Raw genomic sequence first — 26,686 nt, 5'->3', positions numbered from 1 at the left:
ACCCGGCCAGCACCGTCGTCGGGGGTGGTCATGGCTGTCCACAACGTATCGGCAGCGACTTCAGCCCATTGACGAAGTTGGACTCCAGACGTACGGGTGGCGCTGTCAGTGCCAGCCCGTCGAGGCGGGGACCCAGCGCCGCCAGCGCCGCCGTCGTCTCCAGGCGGGCCAGGTGCGAGCCAAGGCAGAAATGCGGCCCGATGCCGAACGCGAGATGCGGGTTGGGATCCCGACCGAGGTCCAGCCGATCGGCATCGGCGAAGACGGCCGGATCACGGTTTGCCGCAGCATACGACAGCACCACCTTCTGCCCCGCCTGGACGCGCACGCCCGCCAGGGTCGTCTCATGCGTGGCGGTCCGCCGGAACTGCATTATCGGCGTGATCATCCGCAGCAGTTCGTCGACGGCCGACGGCATCAGCGCCGGATCCGCGATCAGCCGGCGGCGCTCGGCCGGGTGGCCGGACATCAGCAGAAGCGTGTTCGCCAGCAGATGCCGGGTGGTCTCGTTGCCCGCGACGACAAGCAGTAGCCAGAAGTTGCAGTACTCCCGGTCGGTCAGGCGTTCGCCGTCGACCTGCGCGGTCGCGAGCAGGCTGCCCAGATCGTCGGTCGGCCGCCGCTGCCGCTCGGTGCGCATCGCCATCGCGTACTGGAACGCCTCGAACATGGTCCGGCGGTACGCCTCCACATCGCCGCCGCCGTACTCTGGGTCGTCGAAGCCGACGAGGTAGTTGCTCCACTTGAAGAGCAGGTGCCGGTCCTCAGGCGGCAGCCCGAGCAGGTCGGCCAACACGAGCAGGGGTAGCTCGGCGGCGAAGTCGGCGACCGCGTCGGCCTCGCCCCGCTCGTGCAGAGTGTCGGCGAGCCGCCGCGCGTGCCGGTGCACACCGTCGACGAGCCGGGCGACTGCCCGAGGTGTGAACACCGACGTGACCAGCCTGCGCACCTTCGAGTGCTGCGGCGCATCCATGTTGACCAGTAGTTGACGGGCCTGGACGAGGTCGGACCGGGTTCGCGGGTCGACCAGGAAGGCGCCGCGTGCCGACGACGAGAACGACTCCGGCCGCCGGGATGCCTCGACGACCGCGGCATGGGTGAGCGCGATCCAGTATCCGCTTCCTCTGTGCACGGTGCGGCCGGCGGAGCTGTGCCGCACCAGGTCGGGCTCGTCGACCCAGGCCAGCGGTGCCTGCTCACGCAGTCGGGCGAGGTGGTCGTGCGGCACGCCGTCGGCGTAGGTGGCGGGGTCGGCCAGCAGACTGTTCACGTGAACCACTCCCTGAGGACCTGCTTGCGCAGTTTCCCGGTCGCTTCCCGGGGAAGTTGGGCGACCATCAGGTACGCCCGGGGCACCTTGAACCCGGCCAGCCGCGTGCGGCAGTACCGGTCCAAGGTGGTCGCCACCTCCTCGGCGGCGAGTCCGTCGGCCTCGACAACAGCCAGCACCCGTTCGCCGAACTCGTCGTCGGGCACGCCGAGGACGGCGGCGTCGCGCACGCTGCTGTGATCGAGCAGGACCGCCTCGACCTCGGCCGGGTAGACGTTGACCCCACCCGACACGATCACGTCCTGGTGTCGGCCGGTGAGGAACAGGTACCCGTCGTCATCGAGACGGCCGAGTTCGCCGTAGGTGAAGACGCCGGGTTCCAGATGCGCCGCCGCGGTCTTCTCCGGCGCGTTGTGGTAGTGGAAGTCGCGCTCGGGCCGACGACGCAGGAAGACGCGTCCGGACACCCCTGGCGGGCACGGCCGGCCGTCGTCGTCGACCACCTCGACCACCGTCGGCGCCAGCGCCCGCCCGACGCTGCCCGGCCGTTCCAGCCACTCCGAGCTGGAGATGAAGGTCGCCACACCGCCCTCGGTGGCGGCGTAGTATTCCCACAGGCACGGCCCCCACCAGTCGATCATCCGACGCTTCACGTCCTCGGCGCACGGGCCGCCGCCGTGCCAGACCCGCCGCAGCGACGAACAGTCGAACCGGCCGCGGTCCGGCAGCCGCAGCAGGCGGACGAACTGGGTGGGCACCAGGTGCGTCTCCGTGACGGCCTCCGCCTCGATGGTCTTCAGGATCTCGGCCGCGTCGAGCTGCGGGCGCATCACCAGGCGGGCGCCCCGCAGCAGGGGAAGCAGCGAGAAGAACAACTGCGCGGAGTGGTACCAGGGGCCGGCCAGCAGCGTCGTCCCGTCCTCCGGCACGCCCAGGGCCGTTCCGGCGTACGCGGAGAGCGCCCCGACCCGGCGAAACGGCGCGCCGGTGGCGAAGAGTCCGTTGACGACCCCGTTTGGCCGGCCGGTGGTGCCGGAGGTGTAGAGCAGGGTCGAGCCACACACCTGGTCCTCCGGCTCGGTGTCCGGCTGCCCGGCCAGCAGTGCCTCGGTCTGCGGCCCGAAACACAGGAGGCGGGCCGCTGACGCTGCGGCCTGGACCGTCCCCCACCGGGCGTCGTCCGTGACGACCAGCCGGGAGGCCGAGTCCTCCATCTGGTACGCCATCTCCTCCGCGGTCAGGTGCCAGTTGACCGGCACCACCGTCAGGCCGGTGTGCAGGCAGGCGAGCAGGACCTCATACGTCTCGACCCGGTTCGCGGCGACGATCGCCACCGCGTCGCCGGTGGAGAGGCCGAGCTCGCGCAGGGCATGGATCCACCGGTTCACCCGCGCGTCGAGAGCGCCCCGGTCCAGCGCGCGGACGCCGTCGGCGATCGCGGCCTGCTCACCCGGTTTGATCAGCTGGGCCATCAGTCGAGCAGCTCCGGCTGGCGCCGCACGATGTCGGCGAAGAGCAGGCGGAAGTTGAGCCGCGCGATGCCGGGCGTACCGATCACGTCCCGGGCCGCCCGCGCGGCGTCGTCGTCGATGACGATGGGGTCGCCGGCCGCCTCGGCGAGCAACTGCACCTGACAGGAGCGGTCCATGGCGACGAACCACCACGCCGCCTCCTCGACACTGCCGCCGACGGTGAGCAGCCCGTGATTCTGCAGGATCACCGCCGTGCCGGCATCGCCGAGGACCTGGGCGATCCGCTTGCCCTCATCGATGTCGAGCACGACACCGGTGTACGTCTGGAAGACCGTGTGCCGCTCGAAGAAGGCGCAGGCGTCCTGGGTGATCGCCGCCAGCGGACGGGACAGCGCCGACCAGGCCCGCCCGTACGGCGAGTGCGTGTGCGCGGCCGCGATCACCCGCGGGTGGGCGGCGTGGATCTGCGAATGGATGGCATACCCGGCCGGGTTGACCGTGCCCTCCCCCTGGACGACCGTACCGTTGTGGTCGACGAGCAGTAGGTCGCAGGCGCGCACATGTCCGAAGTAGACGCCGAACGGGTTGACCCAGAAATGGTCGGTCATGATCGAGTCGCGTGCGGTGATGTGGCCGCCCGCTCCCTCCTCGAAACCACGCTCCGCGAAGATCCGCAGGGCCGCGGCAAGCCGCTGCCGACGGTGCACCCGTTCCTGCTCCGGCGTGCGCCGCTCGCCCATCAACCACACCCCCCGGCGGTGTCGCGGTCGTACGCGGGCAGCACCGGGACGTCCGCGGGAGCGAGATCGGGGCCCCGCCACGCGGCGAGGAAGGCAGCCAGCCGGTCGTACCCCCAGAACCGATGCCTGCCCCACTTCAGGTAAGGAATGCCGAAGACGTCGTCCTCGTATGCCCGGACCAGGCAGTCGACCGATTCGGCCCGGATGTCGTCGTCGTCGACGGCGCCGAGCGCGATCTGCGGATCCATGCCTGCCTCGGCGGCGACCCGGGCCAGGACGTCGGTGGTAGAGATGTCGTCGCCACGGCCCCACCGCGCGGTGATCGCCGCGTCGTAGAACTCCATCGCCCGGCCCTGCCGACGGGCGGCCAGATAGGCGAGGTGCGGCCGTTCCCACCAGCAGTCGACGTCGATCGGCCAGGCCATCGACAGGCCGAGCGACTGCGCGATCCGCTTGGTGTCCATGAGCAGGTAGAGGTGCTTGGCCCGGCTCATGGGCTGGTAGTGGAACTCCGCCTGCCGCTCCTTCAGCGAAAGGTCGGTACGTTCGTCGGGATCCCAGTACGGCAGCCAGTCGAGTGCGTCGGCCGCGTCGGGGACGGCCTGCCGTAGCCGGTGGATCGTCAGCCAGCTGTACGGGCTGCGGAACGAGAAGTAGAGCACCGGCCGCTTCATGGCGCATCGCTCCCCAGCAGTGCATCGATGACCTCGGTGTCCAAGGTCGCCGGGCGGCCGGCGTCCGGCCCGCGGCTGATCGCGTACCCGTGCAGGATGCTCGCCGTCGCCACGTGGATCCGCTCGCCGCCCCGCTCGACGTACGAGTCCATGCGTCCGTCGAAGAGCGTGTCCCGGAGAACGTCCTCCACCGTGAACGTGGTGTGTACGACCTCTTCCATGTGCGCGGCGGCCAGCAGGCGCACGCGGGCCCGCGACACCACCGGGATCCAGCCGCGCTCACGGACGAGTCGTCCGACCGAGATCCCGCGATGCGCCAGGTACCGGTCGACCGCCTCCTCCAACACCCGCACATAGCCCGAGTGCTGGACGCGGTCGGAAAAGTGGCAATAGTAGTACGGCGCGGGCCACGACCACCCGAACCCGCCGACCGGGCCGGGTGGGGCGGCAAGTCGCAGCTCCGGCGTCGGCTCGGGCAGCAGCTCGGCACCGACGGCGATCGGGCCGCCGCCGGGGCTGTCCGTCTCGCGTACGAGTGCGATGGCCACCTTGCCCCGCAGGACGAGCACCTCCGCGCCGTCCCGGACCGCGTGCAACGTCACCGCGAACCGGCCCGGGTGCGTCGCCGTCACCCGGGCGCGGACCAGATCGTCCACCTCCAGCGTCGCCGGCAGCTGCACCGAGCAGTCGACGATCTCGACACCCAGCCCGCAGTCGAGATAGAGCCCACGGGCGCCCGGAGTGTAGGCGCGCAGCCAGTCCAGTACGGCTTCCTCGACGAGGTACATGAAGTGCTTGAAGCCGATCCAGGTCCGAATGTTGGCGCCCTCGTACCGAGGGCGGTGTTCGGTCACCGTCGCAGGCAGGGCGAGGACACTCACGCTGCGCCTCCCCGGCTTGCGGCTCCGGTGACGGACGACTGCATCGTCACGATCACCTCCTGAAGGAACGCATCGACATGGGCATGTACGTTCACCGGCTCGCGGATGTGGCAGAAATGGTCGAAGTGCACGTCCACGCGGACCGTCGCGGTGGGGATGCGCGCACCGAGCAGGTGCGCCGCTTCGGTTGACAGAGTCGGATCGTGAGCACCACCGAGAACCATGATCCGTTGACCGATCGCCTCAAGGGCAAGGTCTGCGCTGGCGACATAGCGCTCGAACACGGTCAGCAGCCCCATCGGGCCGACCCGGTCGAGCGCCTTGACCATCATCACCTCGAGCACGTCCGGCCCGATCCCGGCCGCCCGCTCGCCCAGCCGCGCCAGCACGCCGTCCCGGACGTGGCGCTCGAAGTTGGTTCGCGCGCGGTCGAGCGTACGCCACGTCGTCGCTGCGCCGGGCGGCCGGTAGAGCGGACAGATCAGCACCGCGGCCGGGCCGACGGCGTTGTTCCCGGCCGCCATGAGGTCCATTGCGGCGTTGGCGCCGAACGAATGCGCCACCAGCACGTCGACCGGCTCGCCGAGCTCGTCCAGTGCCCGGGCCAGCCAGTCCGCGGCCGCCGAGCGCCGCCAGCGGTAGTCGTTGCCGGAGCGCCAGGGAAGGTCCAGCGCGGTCACCCGCCACCGCGGATCGGTCACCGCCGCGAGCCCGCGCCAGCTCGCCCAGCTGTCCTCCAGCCCGTGCACCAGCACCAGGCGGGGGCAGTCGGGCCCGGCGGGCCGCAGCACCCGCGACTCGCCGATCATGGCGTGTCCGCCCAGATATGCGTGGTCCGGCCGCCGTCGCGGTCGTCGGCGCCGCCCGCCGCGACGGAGGCGCAGCCGCCACTGATGGCAGCCCTGGCCAGGGCGAGGCCGAGGACGCCCTGGCCGCCGTAGAGGTCGCCCCACGCCGCCGCCGGGTCGAACCCGCCGGGGCCCAGTGTCAGGTCGACCGGCGGGACCGGCCCGGCCGCCGCGACGGGCCTCTCGAGGATCACCGCTGCGGCTCCCGCGGTCAGGGCCGTCCCGCGCAGCCCGCGGGCCGTCTCGTCGTCGGGTTCCGCGCCGACCAGGACGACCTGACTCGCCCGTCGCGTCCGCAGCAGGCGTACGGCGATGTCCAGCCCGTCCCAGCCCGCGACGGCCCCCGAGCAGACCATGAAATTCGGGCCGCCCAGACCGAACCAGAGTGCGACGGTGCTCGCGACGACGTTGCTCGACGCGTTGGGGGCGGCAAGCGGACTGACATCCCGCACGCTCCCGGCCCGCACCGTTCGCGCCACCTCGGCGACGGTCGCCACGTTACCGAGGTTGGAACACGCCACCACCGCCACGTCGGGGAGCACCGGTGCCTTGGGGCGTACACCGGGAGCCAGCCCGAGCGCGGCGTGTACGGCGCACAGCGCCAGCCGCGTGGCCGGCTCCTTGAACAGCAGCCCCTTGCGGCCCAGCACCCTGGCCGCCTCCTCGGCGGACACGGCCGGCTGGACCGCTTCCTTGAGCGCCTCTGGCAGGCCAGGCGGCGCCGGATCGGCTCCGGGCAGGTGCACCGCCCAGGCGGTGAGGTGGACCGCCACGGCGGAGCCCGTCCCCCGGGCAAGAACCGTCTGATCTCCGCCGGTCATGGCGCCGCCACGAGCGTGACGGCGTTGACCCCGCCGAAGCCGAACGCGTTGACCTGTGCGACGCCCGGCCCCAGCGGCACGGGCGTGCGCGCTGCCAGCCGCAGGCCGGCGGCCTCGGGCAGCGGGCTGGTGAGCCCCACGACGGGCGGAGCCAGTCCTCCGCACAGGCTGCGCAGTGCGACGTCCAGGTTTGCCAGCGCGGCCGTCCCGGACATGTGCCCGACCGCGCCCTTGATGCCGGTGACCACGGGGTCCCCGCCGCCCCTGACAAGCACCTCCGCCAGGGCCGCGCACTCCGCCGGGTCGTTCAGCGCGGTCCCCGTCCCGTGCGCCACCACGAGCGCGACGTCCGTGGCAGACACCCGACCACGCGCCAACGCGTCTCGCATCGCCCGAGCGATCCCGGCCGGTGACGGAGCGGTCTCGTGGTACGCATCGCACGACAGCCCGGTAGCGAGCAGGCGGCCGTCGGCGCCGGGGCGGCCGTCGTCCGGCACGACCACGACAGCGGCACCGCCGTCGCCGAGCAGCACGCCCTGCCGATCGGTGTCGAACGGACGGATGCGCTCGGTCGGCTGGTCTGCCACCTTTCCGATCATGGCAAGCATGGACTCGGTCATTGCGTCGGCCCCGGCCACCACGACGGCGTCGGCGTCGGCGAGCTCCACCATGTCCTGCGCGAGCGCCAATGCGTGCCCGCTGGCGGCACAGGCGTTCGCCAGGGTCACCACCTCCCGTACGCCGGGCGCCACCGCGCGCACGGCATCGGCGAAGTGCAGCCGGTGGACCGGCAGCTCGACCGGGTCGACGTCCTCCACGGTGGGTAGTTCGCGCAACCCGGTTCCGACGACGCAGGCGACCCGGGACCGGGCTGGATCGACGCCGCTCTTGCGCAGCGCCCCGCGTACGCATCGGGCCAGCCAGTCGCTTGCCGCGAACTGTCCGGGCGCCGGTTCGACGTGGTATCCGTACGTGACGCGCAGCCGCCTGGGATCGCCCCTGTGCAGGGGCCGTCGACCGTCGCGCCCAGCGAGCAGGGCCGCGAACGTGGCCGGACCGTCGCCGAGACACGTCAGCAGCGTGCTGCCCATCAGCAGGGCGGTCACCGTGGCCCCCGTACCAGGGCCGCGGCGACGCCGCCCTCCGGCGTCCACGCGGTGATCAGAACGTTTTCGGCGGCATCCGCCTCGATCCGGCGTACCGCCTCGGCCATCGCCAGCGCGCCCGATGCCGCATCGCACTCGCCGTACCGATCACCGATGTCCAGGCGCACCGGCCTTTCCGGCAGGTCGACGGTTTCGCCGCCGGTCGCGAGGTGCAGGGTGACGCGCTGGTCGCGGACGGCCCGGGCGACGCACGAGGCGAGCCCGTCGCCGAGCCCGTCGCCGAGCCCGTCGAACCCGGTCGCGAGCCCGGTCACCTCGGTGAGGACCCGCCCGCCGGAGCGACGCGGCCCCTCGGCCCGCTCGACCACGAAGACGCCTGCCGCCTCGCCCGCGACCGCCGTGCCGCCGCTGCTCCGCTCGGCGGCCCAGGCACGGTGCGGACTGTGCTCCTCCACCGCGCCCACCAGGACAATGTCGGCCGCCTGCCGACGCAGCGACATCCCCGCGTGCCGCAACGCGTGGTGAAACGCCAGCCGCCCGCCCGCGATCGTGGCGTTGACCCCGCGCAGCCCGAAGCGGATCGCGGCCTGCCCGGCCGCGCAGTTCATCACGGTGTTCGGAAACAGCACCGGATTGACGAGGTAGGGCTTCTCCTGCACCAGCGTCTCCCGACTGAAGTCACTGGTCGAGCGGAAGCTGCCGACCGTGGTCCCCAGCACGACGCCGATCCGGGCCCGGTTGTCGTCGCTGACCTCGACCGCGCCGGTACGCAGGGCCTGCTGGCAGGCGACCACGGCCAGCGCCGTGGCCCGGTCGTAGAAGCTGGTCCCCTTGCGTCCCAGGTGCGCACGCACGTCGAAGTCGGCGAGGACGGGCGCCAACGGCGTCGGGAAGTCGTCGCCGACGGCGTGACGTTCAGTGACGCTCAACTCCCCGGTGCCGGTGATGAGCATCCGCACGGTCACGTCAGTGCTCCGAACAGGGTGATGGCGTTGTTGCCACCGAAGGCGAAGCCGTTGTTCTGTGCGATCGTGACGGTCGCTGACCGGGCGACGTTGGGCACCGGATCAAGGCGGGCCAGATCCGGATCGGGGTTGGCCCAATTGATCGTCGGCGGCAGAAACCCCTCGGCGATCGCCAAGATCGAGGCGATCGCGCCAAAGCCGCTCGCCGCACCCATGGTGTGGCCGATCATCGACTTGATCGAACTCACCGGTGGCACCTGCGCGCCGAAGACTTCGAAGATCGCCTGGGCCTCGACGGAGTCGTTCGCCGGCGTGCCGGTGCCGTGAGCGCAAATGTAGTCCACATCGGATGGCTTCACCGAGGCGTTTCGCTGAGCGATCCGCATGCACTCGGAGATGCTGGCCGCGTCAGGCGCCACCGGATGGGAGGCGTCGCAGTTCATCCCGTAGCCGAGCACCTCGGCGTAGATCCGGGCGCCGCGACCCCGCGCGTGCTCCAGCTCCTCCAGCAGCAGCACCGCCCCGCCCTCGCCGGTGATGATCCCCGACCGGTCACGGTCGAACGGCGAACAGGCGGTCCCGGTGAGTGCACCGAGCCGGTAGAACCCCGCGTGCGCCCAACGGCACACCGAGTCCGCCCCACCGGCGAACATGACGTCGGCCTCGTCCGTGGTGATCAGGTCGTAGGCGTAACCGATGGCGTAGTTGCTCGCTGAGCAGGCGGTTGCCAGGGTGAGCGACTCCCCGGCCAGGCCCAGCTCCGCGCTGACGGCGTGGGCGAGCCGATGGGCGGGCAACATGCCGAGCAGCCCGGCGTCCATGCCGGCCGGCCCACCGGATGCGACGATCTGTGCGGTGAGCTGCTCCATGACGACCGACTCACCGCTCGTGGTGCCGATGACGGCGCCGGACCGGCCGGGCTCCGCGTCGGTCAGACGGCCGTCGTCGGCGGCGAGCCGGGCGGCCGCGGCGGCGAACTGACTGGAACGCCCCCAGCCGGCCGGGTCGATCCGGCGCAGCCGGGTCTCCGGCACGAAATCCCGGACCTCGCCCGCGTCACGATGCGGAAAACCGGTGGCGTCGAAGCCCACGATCGGCGAGATCCCCGACCGGCCCACCCGCAGCCCGGCCGCGAACGCGGCGACGCCGGTGCCGATGCTGGACACCGGCCCGAGCCCCGTCACCACGACGCGACGCACAGCGTCAGTCCCGCCAGCCAGCATGACGCGCGACCGCCTCGTGGACCGCCTTCAGATTCCGCAGCTCGGGCAGCTCCGCTTGGGGGATCTCGACGTGGTACTTCTTGTCAAGCCGCGCCAGGATCTCGATCGCGCGCAACGAGTCGGCGTCGTACTCCTCGGCGAAGTCACCGGTGTCGGTGAGCTCCTCCGGTTCGATCTCGAGCACCTCCGCCACCAGCTCGCGAAGCTCCTCCATGTGCTGCTGTGCCTGGCTCATCGGGCCTCCTGAAGGAGTGGTGGAGTGTGTCGTGCGGCGTTGAGCACGGACCGTCGCCGCTGCACCGCGATCAGCGTCGCCACCTCGGCCACCGGCCGGTCGCCGGCCCAGGTGCGGCCCGTGGCGAAGGCGGTGTCGGCCTTGATATGGGTGAGCTGCACCATGTGATGCAGGACGTCGCCGGGATACGCGGCCCCGGTGACCCGGTAGCGGCGGACACCGGCCAACATGAGCACGTCGTCGGAGCTCACGCGGACGCCCCAGAGCAGGGCGGCCGCCTGCCCGAGGGACTCCAGCATCAGGCTCGCCGGATACGCTCGGGTAGCGAGTGGCAGGTCGTCGCATTCCGCGTAACAGGGATCGTTGGCGGTGATGGCTTTCTCGGCACGTACGATGACGCCGGGTTCGAGGTCGATGACCCGATCCACCAGCAGCATGGGATGACGATGGGGCAGGGCGGCCTCGACGGCGGTCACGTCCATCGCGGCGCTGCCGGTCACGGGCGGCGGCGGATCGGCAGGCGTGGTCGTGGGCAGATCACCCAGAACCGCCCGGAGTTTGATGACCGGCTCGCCGCCGGCGCGTGTACCGGTGACCGTCGCGGCCCAACCGTCCGCCGCGGGTTCGACGTCGATCCGGAGCACCAGAGTGTCCCCCGGCAGCAGGGCGCCCAGGAACCGTCCGCTGTGAATCTCCCGCAGCGAGAGCGGCACGTCGGTTCCCGCCGCGACCGCCTGCACGATGCTTTCCAGCGTGAACACGCCGGGGTACACCGGCATGCCGGGAAAGTGTCCACGGAGATCGACCCGGCCGATGTCCAGCCGGGCGGAGATGGCGAAGCCGGCGGCGGCGCGCTCCGCCGATACCGCGTCGATCGCGCGCAGCGGCGCCGCCGACCGCGGGCGGTGGTAGCCAACCGTCGAAGCGGTCACAACCGGATACCCCCGTCGACGCCGAGCACCTGCCCGGTGATGTAGGAGGCCCGGTCGGACAGCAGGTACGCCACGAGGTCGGCGACCTCGTCGGGATGGCCCCAGCGGCCCACCGGGATGCGGCTGAGCGCTTCGTCGCGCTGCTTGCCGCTGAGCACCGCGGTCATGTCCGTCTCGATGAAACCGGGGGCCACCGCATTGACCCGCACGCCGAATGCCGCGACCTCCTTCGCCAGCGACTTGGTCAGGCCGATGATGCCAGCCTTGCTCGCCGCGTAGGCCGTCTGGCCGGCATTGCCGTGGATCCCGGCGACAGAGGACATCGTCACGATCGAGCCGGCCCTGCGTTTCATGAAGCGGAAGGCGAGTGCCCGGCAGACGTTGAAGGTGCCCGTGAGGTTGGTCTGCATGACGAGCTGCCAGTCATCGGGCGCGAGTAGGACGGCAGGGGCGTCGCGGGTGATGCCGGCGTTGCTCACCAGGGCGTCGAAGGGGCCGAGCGCCTCTTCCGCAGCCGCCACGAACCGCTCGACGGCGTCGAGGTCGGTAACGTCGCAGACGCCGAAGTGGGCGGGAACGTCGAAGCCCAGGACGTCGGTGCGAGTCTTGGCGGCCTCGTCGCTGTCGGTGGCGTAACACCCGGCGACGGCGTACCCGTCCTGGGCGAGCCGCGTCGCGACGCCACGGCCGATGCCACGGGATGCTCCTGTCACCAAAACCCGGCGCTGAGCAGTCACGCCGACCTCCCTGATGGCCAATAACAGTGCCGGTGGCAGCGACCTCGCTCGTCATTCTGAACTACGTCGGTGAATCTCAGCAAGAGCAACAAACATGCGGCCTTCTACTTCTCACCTTCCTCGCACATCGGAATCTGCATATCAAGTTCAGCGATAACCTCCGCCGTGTCGGCGCCCGCGCGCGGAGCCGCTCGGCGCACTCGCGTGGGCGTGCGCGAGAACTTCGCCGCCGGACCGGTCAGCGGCGCGCTCGTGGCGTCTGGCAGCCGGACCCACTGGAGCATCTCGCGCGCGGCGACCTGCGGATCGGCCGCCACCTCGGTCAGATCACGGACCGGCGCCGCCGGCACGCCGCAGCGCTCCAGCGTCGCCGCGACCTCGGCGACCGGCCGCGTCGCGCACCATTGCGCCACGACGCGGTTGACGTGGCCCCGGTTGGCCAGCCGGTCTTTCGCGGAACCAAACCCTTTGGCGCGCGCAAGCTCTGGCCGCCCCATTGCCTCGGCGAGCGCTCGCCACTGCCGGTTCAACGCCACCGACAGGTAGACCGATCCGTCGAGGCAGGCGTACACCGCGGACGGTACGACGAAGTCCGTCTCGTTGCCCTGTCGCTTCGGAGCGGCGCCGGTCGCGGCGAGCGTCAGCAGGCCCGCCGAGCCGGCCAGCAGAGCATCGAGCATCGCCACATCGACGTGCTGCCCCTCCCCCGTCGCGTCCCGGTGGCGCATCGCGGCCAGTGCGCCGATCGCGCCGTGCAGACCGGCCAGCTCGTCGGCGAGGAACGTAGGCGCGCGGACCGGGCCGCCACCGGGCTCACCATTGAGCGCCATCCAGCCGCCGTACGCCTGCAGCACCGGATCGTACCCGGGCAGCGCCGAGCGGGGTCCATACTGCCCATAGCCGGAAATAGAAACAAAAACGATCTCCGGGCGAACGGCGCGGCAAGCGGCGTAGCCGATGTCCCAGCTATCAAGCGTTCCCGGCAGATAGTTTTCCACAACTATGTCCGACCGCGCGACCAGACGCAAAAAGAACTCACGACCACCCGGTTCGCGCAGGTCGACCGCGACGCTGCGCTTGTTGCGGTTGACCGTCTGACGGAACCACGAATGCTCGCTGCCCGGAATCGTCGGCGGGACCTCGCCGTCCCGACTGCCTGGCAGCTCCACGCGTACGACATCGGCGCCCAGATCGGCCAGGACCGCTCCGGCGAGCGGTCCGGACCAGACCTTGGTCACCTCCACGACCCGAACGCCGGCCAGCGGCCCGGCCAGATCGGAACGCGCATCAGCATAGAAAGCGTCACGATCCATCGGCTCACACCCGCCGCAACAGCGTGGCCGTGCCGAGGGCGCCGCCGCAGCACATCGCGACCAGCGCATGCTCCCGGTCCCGCCGCTCCAGCTCGTGCAGCGCGCTGATCAACAGGCGCGTGCCGCTGGCACCGAGCGGATGGCCGAGGGAGATCGCCCCGCCGTTGACGTTGAGTCGTTCGGGATCGGCGTCGAACGCGCGCCGCCAGGCCAGCACCACGGCCGCGAACGCCTCGTTGATCTCGTAAATGTCGATGTCATCGATCTTGATCCCAGCCAGACGCCGCAGCTTGCGGGTTGCCACGATCGGGCCGTCCAACAGGTAGGCCGGGTCGGAACCCGTGATCACCTGATGCGCGACGACCGCCCGGGGGCGCAGGCCCGACGCGGCGGCCCGGTCGCGTGACATCCAGAGCAGCGCGGCGGCGCCGTCGGAAATCTGCGACGTTGTGGCGGCCGTGTGACGGCCGCCCGTGACATTCGGCCGCAGCCGGCTGAGCTCCTCGATCGTCGATGTCCGCAGTCCCTCGTCACGCTCGACCGTGACGCCTCCCACCGCGATGGGCGCGACCTCCTCGGTGAAGGCGCCCCGCAGCCACCCCGCGCCGGCTCGCTCCTGTGAGCGCAACCCGTAGGCGTCGAGTTCGGTCCGGCTGAACCCTTCGCGCTCGGCGATCCGTTCCGCCCCGCCGAACTGCGACTTCGGCGGGTCGTTCCACGGGTAGTCGCGCAGCTTGTAGTGCCCCGGACCATTGCTGAGGTTGACCCCGATGGGCACCCGGCTCATCGACTCGACGCCGCAGGCCAGCACACACTCGGCCACCCCCGCGGCGATGACGGCCGCGGCAAGGTGATTGGCCTGCTGAGACGAGCCGCACGAGGCGTCGACGGTGATTGCCGGCACCTCGTAGTCCATCGTGGTGTTGAGCCAGGCGTTGCGGGTGACGTTGAGGCTCTGCTCACCGGCCTGGGTCACGCAGCCGCCGATGACCTGGTCGATGTCGCCAGGTTCGATGCCCGCGCGCCTGATCACCTCCTGCTGGACGTGCCTGAGCAGGGCGACCGCCTTCAACGGGGCCAGGGCACCGTTGCGCCGGCCGATCGGCGTACGCGCCGCGGCCACGATCACTGGTTGTCCCACGGTCAGTCCTGCAGGGAGAGCGCCTGCATGGGACAGCGGATGACCGCGCTTTCCAGCCGCTGGCGCAGCTGCTCCGGCGGCCGCTCCTGGAGGATGTACATCATGTCGTCGTCGCGGATTTCGAATGCCTCCGGCACCGCCTTGACGCACTCGCCGTGGGCTTCACATCGGTCGTAGTCGGCGGTGATCCGCATCGGCCGTCCCTCCACAGATGAATCGAAATATAGCCGTGATGCTAGGTGTGGTCGACCACCGAGCCCAGGTTGCCGGCGAGAAATCGCTCCCAGAGGTGCCGCCGCCGCGGCTTGCCGCTGGACGTGCGAGCGATCGCCCCGCGCGGACCGTCGAGCAGGCGCACGACGGCTCCCTCGGTCTGCCGGCGCAGCGTCCTCCGGGCCAGCTCCAGCCACTCCGGCCGGGCCTGTTCGAACAGCGCCACCGCCGTCGGCACGCCGTCGGCCTCCCCCAGCAGTACGGCGACCCGCATCGGTCCGCCGGTTGCATTCAGCGCCATTTCCAGATCCTCGGCGAAAACGGTGCGACCGCGAATCTTCATGCCGTCGCCCAGCCGTCCCAGGACGTATAGCTGTCCGTCGTGGACGAACCCCGCGTCGCCCGTGGCCAGAGCCCGGCCGGCCGTCACCGAGGCGCCCTCGACGAAGATCTCCCCCACCGTGTCCGGTGGCAGCTCGCGGCCGGCCAGGTCGCGCACACTGACGACGGCACCGCCGAGGGGCGGCCCACAGCCCATCAGCTCGGTGCCGCCGGGCCGGGCGACGACCGTCGCACCCGGGGTCAGCGATCGCGGCGCGGCGCGGATGACGGTGTAACCCACGTCGAGGGGCAGTCCGGTGACAGCCAACGTCGCCTCCGCCAGCCCGTACGCGGGCAACAGCGCCTCGCGGCGGAACCCGTGCGCGGCCAACAGCCGATGGAACTGCTCGAACGCGGCGGGGCTGAGCCGCTCCGCCCCCACGATCGCCGCACGCCAGCCGGAGAAGTCCAGGCCGGCAAGGTCCTCCGGGCGGACCTTGGCGAGCAGCTGGGACAGACCGAAGCCGGGCATCGCCGTCAGTCGCGCGCCCTCGGCGAAGCGCCGCAGAAAGCGCAGGGGCCGGCGCAGGAACTGCTCCGGACGCATGAGCCACAGGTCCGCCCCGACCGCGACCGGCGTGAGCAGACAGCCCACCAGCCCCATGTCGTGGTGCGGCGGCAACCAGGAGGCGGTCGGGTCGCCGGGGGTCATCCGCAGCCAGTCCCGGATCGCCGCGAGCTGCGCCGAAAGCACGTCGTACGGCACCCGGACCGGCTTGGGCCACCCCGTCGATCCCGAGGTGAACTGCACGAGCGCCAGGTCTGCGGGCGCACGGTGCCACCGCGTACCGGCTCGCTCCCGCAAGCTCTCGACTGTCGCAATCGGGCGGCTTTCGGCCACGTCCGCCATCGACGCCATCAGCCGCTGGGACACCACGACAAGCTGTGCGCCGGCCGCGTCCGCGATCGTGGTCAGGCGCTGGGCGTACTGCCGAACGTCCTGAAACGCGACCGGCGGTGCGGACGGCGACGGCACGCATCCGGCCAGCATGGTGCCGTACAGCGCGGCGGCGAAAGGGACGCCGGGCCGCTCGACGATCGTCACCACCGCGCCCGCTGGTGTCCCGCCCGCTATGATCCCGGCAGCAACCTGCCTGGCGACGCCGGCCAGCGCGGCGTAGGAGGTGAAGTCCCAGCCATCGCCCGAGTCGGCCACCCACAGGCCGCGGTCGGGCGGCGGATCGTCCAGCCAGGACAGTGGCGACAGCGCCGATGTGCGCACGCCCGAACTCTAGTAATGGCGGCCGTCGCTACGCTACGGTCGGGCGTAATCGATCCATCGTGATGCCCGAGGATTGCGATGACGCTGCAACTGTACTGGTTCCTGCCGTCGCACAGCGATGGCCGGGAAGTGGGGCGGACCGAGCGGGCAGTTCGTCGCGAACCGGACATCGACTACCTCGGGCAGGTCGCCCGCGCCGCTGACCAGTTGGGCTTCACCGGCGCGCTCGTTCCCTTCGGGCTCTTCTGTGAGGACCCCTGGCTCGTCTCCGCAGCCCTCGCTGGCCAGACCCGACGGCTTCGGTTCATGCTGGCCCTTCGGTCCGGCCTGACGTCTCCGGTGCTGACCGCGCAGATGGCGGCGACCTTCCAGCGGCTCAGCGGCGACCGGCTGCTGTTCAACATCGTCGTGGGCGGTGATCCGGACGAGCAACGCCGGTACGGGGACTGGCTGGCGCACGACGAGCGCTACGAGCGGACCGCCGAGTTCCTCGACCTGTTCCGGCGACTGTGGCCGGGGCGCCCGACCGACTTCGACGGCGACCACTACCGGGTCAGGGCCGGCCTACTGGCCCGGCCGGCGACCAACCGGCCGGAGATCCACCTGGGCGGCTCGTCCGAGGCCGCCCGGCGGGTCGCGGCCCGCTTCGCCGACGTGTACCTGGCCTGGGGCGAAACCCCGGCGAAGCTCGCCGACCTGCTTGCCGACGTTCGCAAACGCGCTGCCGAGCACGGCCGCGAGATCGCCGTGGGGACCCGGTTCCACGTGATCGCCCGCGACACCGCCGAGGAGGCATGGGAGATCGCCGAACGGCTGGCCGCGACGATGGACCCGCAGATGGTCGCCAAGGCGCAGGAGCGGTTCCGCCGCACCGAGTCCGAGGGGCAACGCCGGATGGCCGCCCTGCACGGTGGGACGACCGACGGACTGGAGATCTACCCCAACATCTGGGCGGGATACGGGCTGTTGCGGCCGGGTGCCGGCGCGGCGATCGTCGGTAGCCACGAAGAGGTCGCCGACCGGATCGCCGAACTCCACGCGCTCGGCGTCGACCATCTCATCCTTTCCGGCCAGCCGCACCTGGAGGAGGCGTACTGGTTCGGCGAAGGCGTCCTACCGTTGCTGCGAGCGCGAGGCGTGGCGGCCTGACGTGGACCTGCGTGACTCCCCGGAGCAGGCGCGGTTCCGGGCCGACCTACGGGCATGGCTGGCCGCGACCGACCCTGACGTCGAAGCCCGAGAATGGGGAACGCGGCTGCACGAGGCCGGGTACGCCGGGCTCACCTGGCCGGTGGCGCACGGCGGACGCGGGCTCACCCCGGCTCACCAGGGCATCTTCGCCGAAGAGTGTGCTCTGGCCGGAGTGCCCGACCACCCCAACGTCATCGGCCTCAACATGGTCGGCCCGACGCTGATCCGTTTCGGCTCGGCAGAGCAGCAGCGACAACTGTCCCGGATCCTCTCCGGCGAGCGCCTGTTCTGTCAGGGCTTCTCCGAGCCCGCGGCCGGCTCGGATCTCGCGGCGATCGAGACCCGGGCCGTGGCGTCCGCCGGCGGGTACCGGGTCACGGGCGAAAAGCTCTGGTCGTCGTACGCCCCGCAGGCGCACTACTGTCTCCTGCTGGCCCGGACCGATCCGACCGCCGAGCGGCACTCGGGCCTGACATGTTTCCTGCTGGACGTCCAGACCCCCGGCGTGACAGTCCGTCCGCTCAAGATGATCACCGGCGAGACCGGGTTCGGTCAGATCCTCCTCGACAACGTCTGGCTCAGCGACGCGGACGTGGTCGGCGAGCCGGGAGCGGGCTGGAAGGTCGCCCTCACCACCCTGGCCCACGAACGGGGCACCTTCGGCATCACTCTCACGGCCCGGCTGGCGGTGCAGTTCGGCCGGCTGGTCGAGACCGTCCGCGACGTCGGCCGCGCGGACGATCCTCGCGTGCGCCAGACGCTCGGCAGGCTCGCCATCGACCTGGAAGGGCTGCGCCAGACAGGCTACCGGGCCCTGAGCACCCTGGAAAAGCGCGGTGTGCCGGGCCCGGAGTCGACGGTCTTGAAGCTGCGCTGGTCACAGGTGCACCAGCGGCTCTGCGCGTACGCGGCTGAGCTGGCCCGACGCCACCCGTCCTGGTCGGCGTACTGGCAACGGCAACGGCTGCGCAGCCGGGGCAACTCGATCGAGGGTGGCACGTCGGAGATCCTGCGCGGAATCATCGCCGAGCACGTGGCCGGCCTTCCCCGATCCCGATGATCCTGGAGCAGTTGTGGACTTCAGCCTGACCGCAGAGCAGGAGCAGCTGCGCGAGGTGGCCCGCCGGTTCCTGGGCGACCACTACCCACCCGATCGCGTCGCCGCGGCCGCCGACGCCGGCGGCGACCCCGGCGCCTGGTCAGCTCTGGCCCGGCTGGGCTGGTGCGACACCGGCCTGATCGAACGATCCGTCCTTGCCGAGGAGTGCGGCTACGCCCTGCTGCCCGCCCCCTGGTGGAGCGCACTGGCGCTCGCGGTGCCACCGGAGCGGCCGGTGGCGATAGCCGACGGCGTCTTCACCGCCGAGGCCGGTCCCGGGGCGGACGGCACGGAGCGCTGGCGGGTCACGGGCAGCGCCGCCGGAGTTCCGGATGTTCTGGCCGTCGACGCGGTCCTCGTCAGCGACCGGGTACGCACCTTCGAGGTAGCCGTCTCGGCCTGCACGCTGACTCCGGTCGACGGGGTCGATCCGCTGCGGGCCGGGGCCGACCTGGTGTGCAGCGGCGCGCCCGCCCTCGAACGGCCCCCGGTGCAGGACCGTCGGATCAGTGTGCTCCTGGCCGCCGAGGCTGTCGGCGTCGCCCGCCGGGCCCTCGACTTCGCCGTCGAGCACGCCAAGGTCCGTGAGCAGTTCGGCCGCCCGATCGGCTCCTACCAGGGCGTCGCCTTTCCACTGGCCGACTGCCTCGTGGTGACGGAGACCGCTCGATCGCTGGTCTACCGGGCCGCGTGGCTGGTGTCCGAGGAGGACGATCGCGACCGCGTGGGGGTAGCCATGGCGCTACCGGCCGCCCGCCAGGCCGCGATCACCGCCTGCGAGCAGGCCATTCAGACGCTCGGCGGGCTCGGCATGACCTGGGAGCACCCGCTGCACCACTGGTACCGTCGCGCGCTGTGGCTCCAGGCGTATGGTGTCGCCGACGAGGAGTGTTTCGAGCGAGTCGCCGCAGCGCTGCTGTGACCGTGCGCTGGCTGATCAACGCAGCGATCGGGGACGCAAATCCGTCCAGTGCTCTTCGACGTACGCGCGGCACTCGTCGCGGGGGGCGGGTCCGGCGACCCTGGTCCATCCGTCGGGCACCGGCGTGGCCGCCGGCCAGAGCGAGTGCTGGTCCTCGGTGTTGACGAGGACGACGAAGGAACCGTCGGCGTCCTCGAACGGGTCGTTCATCGGGGGACCTCCTCCCGGCTGGACGCCGCGGCGAGTGCGGCGGCGACGATGGGCCCGACGACCCCGACCGGGGCCGGGCTCAACATCTGCAGGTGATCGCAGTTGACGGTGTGGACGACCAGCTCACCGTCGACGTGTGCCTGCCACACCGACGGGTCGACAACCGGGTTCCCGGTGGCTGCCAGGTACAACACCGGGCCGGCGAAGATCGGCTGGTGACCGGCCACGATCCGGGCGGTGGCGGAGCGTACCCGATCGGCCATCTCGTCGAGCAGATCCGCGGGGACGGTGGCAAGGTTTGCCCGACGCCGGGCCATATCGGCGGCGCCCCGATCGCCGGCCGGAACCGGCCCGGACCGGCCGGCGGGGGGTGCGTCGAGCAGCCCGAGGAAGGCCACCTGGTCACCGTCGGCCTGTAGCCGCGCGGCCACCGCGTGGGCGACCGCACCGCCGAGTGCCCAGCCGAGCAGGTGGTAGGGACCGGAGCCCTGAACCGCCCGGATCCGCTCGACGTGCTCGGCCACGTCCGACTCGAACCCGTCCTCCCCCGAGGCCGTACCGGCTGCCACGTCGGCGGCGTGCAGCCAGCTCACATGGTCCAGGAAGTCGGCGGCGATCTCACGCAGCAGGTCGTCCACCTCGGCCAACCGCGCTGCGGCCGGCGACTGCAGCGCATAGAGCGGACGATCCGGGCCGAGATGGTCGGTGAGCCGCTCGTAGACCCAGGCCATACCGCCGTACGGTGGGAAACAGAACAGGGGGGGTGCGCCGCCCGAGGCCCGGATCGCCAGCATTGGCGAGGTGTCCAAACGGCCCGGTGCGGACCGTGCGGAGCTGGCGACTTTCGCCGCGACGCCCTCCACCGTGGGCGTCGCGAACAGATCCCGGAGCGCCAGGTCCCCGCCGAGCGCCTCGCGTATACGCGCGACGAGGCGCGCGGCCAGCAGAGAGTGCCCGCCCAGGGCGAAGAAGTCGTCCTCGGCGCTGACCGTGGGGGCGCCGAGGACCTCCGCGAACAGTTCGCTCACCGCCTCCTCCTGGGCAGTCTGCGGAGCGCGACCAAACCCCGGTCGCGGGGCGTCCGGCATGGGTAACGCGGCCCGGTCGACCTTTCCGCTCGGGGTCAGCGGCAAGGCGTCCAGCAGCGTGATCGAGGCTGGGACCATGTAGTCCGGCAGTGTGCGGGCGAGCGCTCTACGAAGTTCCACCGGGTCCAATGTGGCGGGCACCGCGTATGCGTACAGCCGCCGATCGTCCGCCTGGTCCTCCCGGACGACCACGGTGGCGTCGACGACACCGTCGAGTGCGGCCAGCAGCGCGGCGACCTCGCCCAACTCGATCCGATAGCCGCGGACCTTCACCTGGTCGTCGGTGCGCCCGAGGAAGTCAAGCGTCGCGTCGGCCCGCCGTTTCACGACATCGCCGGTGCGGTACATCCGGCTGCCGGGCGGTCCGTACGGGCCGGCCACGAAGCGTTCGGCAGTCTGGGCGGGCGCGTGCAGATAGCCGTGCGCCAGGCCCGCACCGGTCAGCCACAGGTGCCCGGGTACGCCTGGCGGCACCGGCCGGAGGCGTTCGTCGAGGACCAGGCAGCCGGTGCCGTCGATCGGCGTACCGATCGGGACCGGCCCCTCGCCCGACACGCAGCGCCACGCGGTGGAGACGATGGCCGCCTCCGTCGGACCGTAAAGATTGATCAGCGGAAGGTTCAGGGTGCTCAGCGCCCGCTCGGCCACCGGCCGCGGCAACGCCTCGGCACCCGTCAGCAGGTAGCGCAGACTGGCACAACTCTCCGCCACACCGGGCACCTCGAGCAGAGCTGACCACATCGGGGGGGCCAGGAAGACCGCTGTGGCCGCCGTACGCTCCACCAGTGCCGCCAGGTACTCGGGGTCGCGGTAGCCCTCGGCCGAGGCGAACACGACCGCAGCGCCGGTCCGCAACGGCCAGAACAGTTCGAAGATGGAGGCGTCGAACGCCGCCGACGCTACCTGCAGCATCCGGTCGGCGGAACCGAGTGGGCAGATGCGCTGCAACCAGTCGAGGGTGTTCGCGATCGCCGCTTGCGACACGACAACGCCCTTGGGCCGACCGGTTGAACCCGAGGTGTAGATGACGTACGCCGGATCGGCCGGCGATCCCGACGGGCGGGCGTAGGCGGCCGTCGCATCGGCCGCGTCGATCTCCGCCAGCAGCCGCGGGGTGACCACGGCGACGGGATGGGCCGAGGAGAGGATCTCCTCGATCCGCGCCGTCGGGAAGGATGCGTCCAGTGGCAGGTACGCCGCTCCGGTCTTCGCCACCCCGTAGGCCGCGACGGCCAGATCGGCCGAGTGGGACATCACCACGGCCACGATCGTCCCCGGGCGGGCACCGGCGCCGAGCAGGTGCCGGGCCAGGCACGTGGCGCGCTCGTCGAGCTGGGCGTACGTGAGGGTCTCGCCCTCGGCGATCACGGCGATGGCGCCGGGTGTGCGCGCGACCTGCTCCTCGATGCCGCTGACCAGATCGCCGGTGAGCGGTGCCGCCGCGACCAGCGCGCCCGCCACCGCGGCATCGTGCTCGGCGTCCGACAGCACGGGAAGGTCCAGGATGGAGACGTCCGGCCGCTCGACGGCGAACGTCAGCAGTCGCAGGAAGCGCTCGGCCAGCGCCTCGATGGTGGCACGGTCGAACAGGTCGACGGCGTACTCGAAGTTGATCATTAGCGAGGCCGGGCTCCCGTCCGGCGACCGCCGCTCCTGCACCTGCAGCGCCAGGTCGAACTTGGCCGTGCCACCCTCGATGCGCTCGCCGTCCGGCGAGCCGACACCCACCAGGCCCGCCAGGCTTCTCGGCGTCATGTCCCGGTGCTCCAGCACGATCATGACCTGGAACAGCGGATGGCGCGCCAGCGACCGGCTCGGATTGATCACCTCGACCAGCCGCTCGAACGGGACGTCCGCGTGCGCCACGGCTGCCAGGTCGATCTCACGTACCCGGCGCAGGAGCTCGCGGAAAGACGGCCCCCCGCTCGTGTCGGTCCGCAGCACGAGATTGTTGACGAAAAAGCCGATCATGTCGTGCAGCGCCTCGTCGGAGCGGCCCGCCGTCGGCGTGCCGAACACGATGTCGGTGCCGGCCCCCATCCGGGTGAGCAACGCCGCGAACGTCGCGTGCAGCAGCATGAACATCGTGCAGCCGTTCTCGCGGGCGAGCGCCACCATCCGCCGGTGCACGTCCGGCCCGATCGGCAGGTGCACCCCGTCGCCCCGGTACGACTGGACCTCCGGACGTGGCCGGTCCAGCGGCAGATCGATCAGCTCGGGCGCTCCCGCCAGCGTCTGCTTCCAGTACGCCATCTGCTGCGCGATCGTGCTGGTCGGGTCGTCCTCCCCGGCCAGGAAGTCCCGCTGCCAGAGGGCAAAGTCGGCGTACTGGACAGGCAGCGGTGTCCACGCCGGCGCCCGGCCGGCCACTCGCGCGGCGTACGCCGTGCCGAGGTCGCGCTCGAACGGCCCGGTGGACCAGCCGTCGAACGCGATGTGGTGGACCACCATCATCAGCACGTGCTCGTCCGGGCCGGTGCGGAACAGCACCAGTCTCGCCGGTGGATCGACGGCGAGGTCGAAGGTGCTCTGTGCGTACTCGTTCTGCTTCGCCGCCAGGCCCTGCTCGTCGACCTCCCAGTAGGGGAGCACGGGCAGCGCCTGCTCGGGGGTGAGCAGGTGCTGGCGTGGGCGGCCCGCGAGGTCCGGGAAGACCGTGCGCAACGCCTCGTGCCGCGTGATCACGTCGCGCAGCGCGGTGTGCAGTGCGTCGCGGTCCAGGTCGCCGCGAACCCGCATCTCCCAGAAGATGTTGTACACCGGATTGGGGCCGTCCATCTGGTGCAGGAACCACAGCCGCTGCTGAGCGAAAGCCAGCGGCAACTCGGCGGGGCGGGGCCGGGGCGTCACCACGGACCGAGCGCCGCCGGGCGACAGACCGGTGGCGAGACGAGCCACGGTCGGCGCCGCGAAGAGCTCGCGGATCGCCACGTCCGCGCCGAGGACCGAGCGGATCCGGGCGACGAGCCGGATGGCGAGCAACGAATGACCGCCGAGCTCGAAGAAGTCGTCGTCGACCCCGACCGCCGCCACCCCGAGCACCTCGGCGAAGAGTTCCGCGAGAATCTGCTCGCTGGGCGTGGCCGCGGCGCGGCCGGAGGTGAGGCGGGTCTGCGGGGCGGGCAGGGACCGCCGGTCGATCTTGCCGCTCGCCGTGAACGGTAGAGCGGGCAGGATGGTGAACGACGACGGCACCATGTAGTCCGGTAGCGCCTTGGCGACCGCGCGGCGCAGTTGCGCCACGTCGAGGTCACCCGGCGAGACGTACGCGGCCAAGCGCTTCTCGCCACGGTCGGTGCGCACCACCACGGCCGCGTGCGCGACGCCCGGACAGCCGGCGAGGACCGCCTCGATCTCGCCGAGTTCGATGCGGTAGCCGCGGATCTTCACCTGCCCATCGGTACGTCCGATGAAGTCGAGCGTGCCGTCCCGCCGCCAGCGGGCGAGGTCGCCGGTGCGGTACATACGGGTGCCGGGTGGGCCGAACGGGCAGGCGACAAAGCGCTCCGCCGTCATCGCCGGCGCGTGCAGATAACCCCGCGCGAGCCCCACTCCGGTCAGGAACAGCTGGCCGGTGACGCTGACGGGCACAGGCTGAAGCCGCTCGTCGAGCACCAGGCAGCCGGTGTTGTCGACGGGTGTACCGATGGACACGGCGCGATCGTCGAACTCCGCGCGGCACTCCCAGGCGGTCGCGACGATGGATGCCTCGGTCGGCCCGTACACGTTGACCAATGGAATGCCGAAGAGGGCCAGGCACCGATCCTGCACCGGCCGGGGCAGGATCTCTCCCCCGGTGAGCAGCAGCCGCAGCGACCGGCACGCGGCGACCTGCTCCTCGGCGAGGAAGACACTGAGCATCGACGGGCTCAGGTAGAGCACGGTGATCTCCTGCTCGATCACCGTACGCACCAGGTAGGCCGCGTCCCGGTGCCCCTGCGGGGCGGCCAGCACCAGGGTCGCGCCCACCTGCAGCGGCCAGAACAGCTCGAACAGCGACACGTCGAACGAGATCGACGTCTTGAGGAGCACCTTGTCGCTCGGCCGCAACGGCTGGATGCGTTGCAGCCAGGCCAGGGTGTTGACCGCACCGTGGTGGGGGACGGTGACGCCCTTGGGCCGGCCGGTCGAGCCCGAGGTGTAGAGGATGTACGCCGGGCTCTCCGGGCTCATCTCCCGGGCCGGGTTCTCGTCCGGGCCGTCGGTGATCTCCGCGACGGCCTCGCGGGTCAGCACAATGGATGCGCGCGCGTCGTGGACGATGGTGGCGACGCGGTCCGGCGGAAACTCGTCGTCGATCGGCAGGTACGCCGCCCCGGTCTTCAGAATGCCGTAGATGCCGACCATCAGCTCAATCGAGCGGGGCGCCACGATCGCGACCGCCGATTCCGGGCCCGCCCCCTGCGCGACAAGCCTGTGCGCCAACCGGTTGGCTCGGCGGTTCAGCTCGGTGTATGTCAGGGCCACGCCGTCGGCGACGATCGCGGTGTGCTCCGGCGTCTGTTCCACCTGCCGCTCGAAGATGTCGGCGAGGGTCAGCGGCGACTGCGGTGTCTGCTTGCCGGCCCAGCCGCCGAGAACCTGCCGACGCTCCCTCGGCGTCAGCAGGTCGATGTCGGCGATGGGGAGATCGGGATCCGTGGCCACCGCTTCGAGGAGCCGCGCCAGCCGACCGGAGATCGACTTGGCCGTACTCAGGTCGAAGAGATCCGTGCTGTACGTCAGGTTTCCCCTGAGCCCGGCCGGCTTGCCGTCATCGCGCCGCTCCTCCAGTTCGAGGGCGAGGTCGAACTTGGTGTCCACCCCGACGACGCTGGACTCGAACGGCTCCCGGTACGCCGTCAGCTCCGGCAGCTCCCACACGGTGTCCGAGCCGCCGCCCCGGCGCTCGAAGGCGAACATCACCTGGAACAGCGGATGACGGGCCAGCGACCGAGGCGGGTTGAGCACCTCGACCAGGCGCTCGAACGGCACATCCTGGTGGGCGAAGGCGGCCAGGTCCGCCTCGCGTACGCGCCGCAGCAGCTCGCGGAACGTCGGAGCGCCGCCCGTGTCCGTCCGCAGCACAAGCGTGTTGACGAAGAACCCCACGAGATCGTAGAGCGGCCCGCCCGCGCGGCCGAGGGTGGCGGCCCGGCCACCGACCGGCGAGCCGATGGGAATGTCGGTGCCGGCGCCGAGCCGGGTGAGCAGGGCTGCCAACGCCGCCTGGACCACCATGAACATCGTGCACTTGCTGGCCCGGGCCAGGTCGGCCAGGGCGGCGTGCACCGGCGCGGAGATCGTGACCAGCACGCCCCCGCCCTCGTAGCTGGATTCGGCGGGACGCGGCCGATCGGTCGGCAGTTGGATCACCTCGGGCAGATCGGCGAGCGCGCGACGCCAGAAGTCCAGCTGGCGGGCGACCAAGCTGCCAGGCTCTTCTTCCGCGTCGAGCAAGGTGCGCTGCCACACCGCGAAGTCGGCGTAACTGACCGGCAGGCCCGGCCACCGTGGCGGATCGCCCTCCCGGCGCGCCGCGTATGCCACACCGAGGTCGCGTTCGATGATCGATGTCGACCAGCCGTCGACGGCGATGTGATGAATGACCACCATGAGCACGTGGTCGTCGTCGTCCACGCTGAACAGCCAGGCCCGTATCGGCGGCTCGGACGAGAGGTCGAACCGCTGCCGGCACACTTTGGACAGCGCGGGATAGAGATCGTCTGCCTCCACCGGGATCACGGGCAGCCGGCCTGCCGCCCGCCGCGGCTCGAGAACCGACTGATAGGGAATTCCGTCGGATTCGGGAAACACGGTACGCAGGATCGCGTGCCGTTCCAGTAGGTCGACGAGGGCCTCCTGAAGGACCTCCAGATCCAGCTCGCCGCGCAGGCGCAGCGGTATCGTGACGTTATTGCTGCCTCCGGCGCCCTCGAGCCGATCCTGGAACCACAGGCGCTGCTGGCCGAACGACAACGGAGTCACGGGCGCATCCTCCCGAAGGGTTGTCTCGGCCGATA

22 protein-coding genes are annotated in these 26,686 nt (G+C 71.1%); 3 read left to right on the top strand and 19 right to left on the bottom strand.

Annotated features, from left to right (window positions below; genetic code table 11):
- Positions 1 to 28: 28 nt before the first annotated feature.
- The 17 genes from ACN28C_RS19245 to ACN28C_RS19165 all read right to left on the bottom strand — a co-directional run bounded on the left by ACN28C_RS19245 (position 29) and on the right by ACN28C_RS19165 (position 16,174).
- A complete protein-coding gene (locus ACN28C_RS19245) occupies positions 29 to 1,270 on the bottom strand; it encodes a cytochrome P450 (RefSeq protein ID WP_422768932.1) in 1,242 nt (413 codons plus the stop codon).
- Positions 1,267 to 2,742, bottom strand: a complete 1,476-nt coding sequence (locus tag ACN28C_RS19240; protein WP_422768931.1) for an AMP-binding protein — start codon at positions 2,740 to 2,742, stop codon at positions 1,267 to 1,269. The genes ACN28C_RS19245 and ACN28C_RS19240 overlap by 4 nt, the downstream gene beginning before the upstream one ends.
- Positions 2,742 to 3,482, bottom strand: coding sequence for a class II aldolase/adducin family protein (locus ACN28C_RS19235; protein WP_422768930.1), 741 nt, complete (start codon positions 3,480 to 3,482; stop codon positions 2,742 to 2,744). The genes ACN28C_RS19240 and ACN28C_RS19235 overlap by 1 nt, the downstream gene beginning before the upstream one ends.
- Positions 3,482 to 4,156, bottom strand: coding sequence for a 2-hydroxychromene-2-carboxylate isomerase (locus ACN28C_RS19230; RefSeq protein ID WP_422768929.1), 675 nt, complete (start codon positions 4,154 to 4,156; stop codon positions 3,482 to 3,484). The genes ACN28C_RS19235 and ACN28C_RS19230 overlap by 1 nt, the downstream gene beginning before the upstream one ends.
- Positions 4,153 to 5,037 carry an acyl-CoA thioesterase gene (locus ACN28C_RS19225; RefSeq protein ID WP_422768928.1) on the bottom strand — a complete coding sequence of 295 codons (885 nt, stop codon included), beginning with the start codon at positions 5,035 to 5,037 and terminating at the stop codon, positions 4,153 to 4,155. The genes ACN28C_RS19230 and ACN28C_RS19225 overlap by 4 nt, the downstream gene beginning before the upstream one ends.
- Positions 5,034 to 5,846, bottom strand: coding sequence for an alpha/beta fold hydrolase (locus ACN28C_RS19220; RefSeq protein WP_422768927.1), 813 nt, complete (start codon positions 5,844 to 5,846; stop codon positions 5,034 to 5,036). The genes ACN28C_RS19225 and ACN28C_RS19220 overlap by 4 nt, the downstream gene beginning before the upstream one ends.
- On the bottom strand, positions 5,843 to 6,706 hold the full coding sequence (locus tag ACN28C_RS19215; RefSeq protein WP_422768926.1) for a beta-ketoacyl synthase N-terminal-like domain-containing protein: 864 nt from the start codon (positions 6,704 to 6,706) through the stop codon (positions 5,843 to 5,845). The genes ACN28C_RS19220 and ACN28C_RS19215 overlap by 4 nt, the downstream gene beginning before the upstream one ends.
- The gene (locus tag ACN28C_RS19210) at positions 6,703 to 7,812 is read right to left on the bottom strand and encodes a beta-ketoacyl synthase N-terminal-like domain-containing protein (protein ID WP_422768925.1); all 1,110 of its coding nucleotides are present in this window, start codon (positions 7,810 to 7,812) and stop codon (positions 6,703 to 6,705) included. The genes ACN28C_RS19215 and ACN28C_RS19210 overlap by 4 nt, the downstream gene beginning before the upstream one ends.
- Positions 7,809 to 8,777: a beta-ketoacyl synthase N-terminal-like domain-containing protein gene (locus ACN28C_RS19205; protein WP_422768924.1), complete on the bottom strand. Its 969-nt coding sequence runs from the start codon at positions 8,775 to 8,777 to the stop codon at positions 7,809 to 7,811. The genes ACN28C_RS19210 and ACN28C_RS19205 overlap by 4 nt, the downstream gene beginning before the upstream one ends.
- Positions 8,774 to 9,976, bottom strand: coding sequence for a beta-ketoacyl-[acyl-carrier-protein] synthase family protein (locus ACN28C_RS19200; RefSeq protein WP_422768923.1), 1,203 nt, complete (start codon positions 9,974 to 9,976; stop codon positions 8,774 to 8,776). The genes ACN28C_RS19205 and ACN28C_RS19200 overlap by 4 nt, the downstream gene beginning before the upstream one ends.
- A 4-nt stretch (positions 9,977 to 9,980) precedes the next feature.
- Entirely contained in the window at positions 9,981 to 10,235 is a 255-nt protein-coding gene (locus ACN28C_RS19195) for an acyl carrier protein (protein ID WP_422768922.1), read from the bottom strand.
- Positions 10,232 to 11,167, bottom strand: a complete 936-nt coding sequence (locus tag ACN28C_RS19190) for a hypothetical protein (protein WP_422768921.1) — start codon at positions 11,165 to 11,167, stop codon at positions 10,232 to 10,234. Before ACN28C_RS19190 ends, ACN28C_RS19195 begins: the two co-directional genes overlap by 4 nt.
- On the bottom strand, positions 11,164 to 11,904 hold the full coding sequence (gene fabG, locus ACN28C_RS19185; RefSeq protein ID WP_422768920.1) for a 3-oxoacyl-[acyl-carrier-protein] reductase: 741 nt from the start codon (positions 11,902 to 11,904) through the stop codon (positions 11,164 to 11,166). The genes ACN28C_RS19190 and fabG overlap by 4 nt, the downstream gene beginning before the upstream one ends.
- A gap of 104 nt (positions 11,905 to 12,008) precedes the next feature.
- Complete coding sequence (locus tag ACN28C_RS19180; protein ID WP_422768919.1) at positions 12,009 to 13,217, bottom strand: CaiB/BaiF CoA transferase family protein; 1,209 nt, start codon at positions 13,215 to 13,217, stop codon at positions 12,009 to 12,011.
- Positions 13,218 to 13,221: 4 nt separating this feature from the next.
- Positions 13,222 to 14,358, bottom strand: coding sequence for a steroid 3-ketoacyl-CoA thiolase (locus ACN28C_RS19175; RefSeq protein WP_422768918.1), 1,137 nt, complete (start codon positions 14,356 to 14,358; stop codon positions 13,222 to 13,224).
- 2 nt (positions 14,359 to 14,360) lie between these two features.
- Positions 14,361 to 14,552 carry a ferredoxin gene (locus ACN28C_RS19170; protein ID WP_422768917.1) on the bottom strand — a complete coding sequence of 64 codons (192 nt, stop codon included), beginning with the start codon at positions 14,550 to 14,552 and terminating at the stop codon, positions 14,361 to 14,363.
- 41 nt (positions 14,553 to 14,593) lie between these two features.
- A complete protein-coding gene (locus tag ACN28C_RS19165; protein WP_422768916.1) occupies positions 14,594 to 16,174 on the bottom strand; it encodes an AMP-binding protein in 1,581 nt (526 codons plus the stop codon).
- A 78-nt stretch (positions 16,175 to 16,252) separates the two neighbouring features.
- On the opposite strand from ACN28C_RS19165, the gene ACN28C_RS19160 reads away from it, so the two are divergent.
- Genes ACN28C_RS19160 through ACN28C_RS19150 form a run of 3 tightly spaced genes read left to right on the top strand, consistent with a single transcriptional unit; the run spans position 16,253 to position 19,386 of the window.
- Positions 16,253 to 17,323, top strand: coding sequence for an LLM class flavin-dependent oxidoreductase (locus ACN28C_RS19160; protein WP_422768915.1), 1,071 nt, complete (start codon positions 16,253 to 16,255; stop codon positions 17,321 to 17,323).
- A gap of 1 nt (position 17,324) precedes the next feature.
- On the top strand, positions 17,325 to 18,425 hold the full coding sequence (locus ACN28C_RS19155; protein ID WP_422768914.1) for an acyl-CoA dehydrogenase family protein: 1,101 nt from the start codon (positions 17,325 to 17,327) through the stop codon (positions 18,423 to 18,425).
- A 13-nt stretch (positions 18,426 to 18,438) separates the two neighbouring features.
- A complete protein-coding gene (locus ACN28C_RS19150; RefSeq protein WP_422768913.1) occupies positions 18,439 to 19,386 on the top strand; it encodes an acyl-CoA dehydrogenase family protein in 948 nt (315 codons plus the stop codon).
- A gap of 15 nt (positions 19,387 to 19,401) precedes the next feature.
- On the opposite strand, the gene ACN28C_RS19145 is transcribed toward ACN28C_RS19150, so the two are convergent.
- Both ACN28C_RS19145 and ACN28C_RS19140 read right to left on the bottom strand, forming a co-directional pair.
- Positions 19,402 to 19,596: an MbtH family protein gene (locus ACN28C_RS19145; protein WP_422768912.1), complete on the bottom strand. Its 195-nt coding sequence runs from the start codon at positions 19,594 to 19,596 to the stop codon at positions 19,402 to 19,404.
- A complete protein-coding gene (locus ACN28C_RS19140) occupies positions 19,593 to 26,651 on the bottom strand; it encodes an amino acid adenylation domain-containing protein (protein WP_422768911.1) in 7,059 nt (2,352 codons plus the stop codon). Before ACN28C_RS19140 ends, ACN28C_RS19145 begins: the two co-directional genes overlap by 4 nt.
- Positions 26,652 to 26,686: the final 35 nt, after the last annotated feature.

Source organism: Plantactinospora sp. WMMC1484 (genome assembly GCF_049315195.1).
Lineage (GTDB): Bacteria > Actinomycetota > Actinomycetes > Mycobacteriales > Micromonosporaceae > Plantactinospora.
The sequence above is the reverse complement of the archived record's forward strand: the minus strand, read 5'-3'. Positions and strand labels throughout refer to the sequence as shown.